This is a genomic window from bacterium endosymbiont of Bathymodiolus sp. 5 South, from assembly GCF_900128535.1.
Classification (GTDB): Bacteria; Pseudomonadota; Gammaproteobacteria; order PS1; family Pseudothioglobaceae; genus Thiodubiliella.
The window spans coordinates 1-1,067 of the sequence record NZ_FQTR01000362.1 but is presented as its reverse complement, the minus strand read 5'-3'; the positions used below and the strand labels follow the sequence as shown (position 1 = coordinate 1,067).

Genomic DNA, 1,067 nt, shown 5'->3' with positions numbered 1-1,067 from the left:
ACAACTGAAATCTAGCCAAAGAATTGTCAGCAATATTAGCACTTAAAAACTCAACTGCGTCACCCCTCATCACTTTCAAATTATTTAGTTGTTTGATATGTGCGCTATTAATCAAGCGCCCAATCCCCGCCTCATAGACTTCAATGCCCACATAATTGAGCTCTAAGTTTTCCTGTGCCATTGCCACCAGCGTATCGCCATTGCCAAAACCAATCTCTAATACCACATCATTATTATTGCCAAAAATCTTGGTAAAGTCTAATACACCTTGCGCTTCAATCGCATAATCATCCCACAACTCAGTTAATCCTTTTTCTTGCGAAGCAGTCAGCCTGCCAGAGCGTTTAACAAAACTTTGGATTTTTCTCATAGAGTTTAATTGTTAGATTTATCAAAAGTTTTGAAAAATGTAAGTGCAGATTCTAGTGTCGCTTTACTGCTAGTTTTAGTGTTAATCCATTGCTCAATTTCACGCCACGACCAATTGTTAAAGTGCATGCCTTTGTATTTAGCCTTAAAGTTCTGCTTCTGCTTTTCATTAAGCAATTGCTTTGTTGTGTCAATTTTTTTGAGCGTGCTCAACATGTCGAATTCCATCATCGCTTGTCGATTGTTGGCAAAGTTATGTTGAAATTTAACTAATAAATCTTGCTCAAAGGCTTGATTTTGAACCAATGATAGTTCAAATAAATTAATGTAAGCAATTTCAAAACTAGGCTTGATCTTAATCGCTTGTTTGTAAGCCTTCTTGATGGACTCGTATAGGTTGTTGTAGCTTTTAGTGCCATAAGCATTATCTTTATTGTAGTGTAGTTCATAGTAAGAATTTGCGATATTGTAATACGACATGTAATCATTAGGCTTGATTTTAATAACTTTTTGATAGGCTTCAATCGCTTCTTGATATTGGCCTAATGCCATGTTGTTAAATCCTATTTCTTCATAAGTAATAGGATTTTTTTGATCAAGACTTACTGCTATTTGATAAGAATCAATAGCTTTTTGGTATTGCGCTATGATTTCGTAAGTACGCCCTATTCTAAAATAAACTTCGGCAATTAAATTAT

General features: G+C 35.0%; 1 protein-coding gene and 1 pseudogene. Both read right to left on the bottom strand.

Features of this window, described 5'->3' with window-relative positions; genetic code table 11:
- Positions 1-370 (bottom strand): annotated as a pseudogene (locus tag BBROOKSOX_RS11510) (tRNA (guanine-N7)-methyltransferase); the annotation flags it as partial.
- A 5-nt stretch (positions 371-375) separates the two neighbouring features.
- Positions 376-1,067 (bottom strand): tetratricopeptide repeat protein (locus BBROOKSOX_RS11505; RefSeq protein WP_139662001.1); only part of this gene is annotated, 692 nt, incomplete at its 5' end.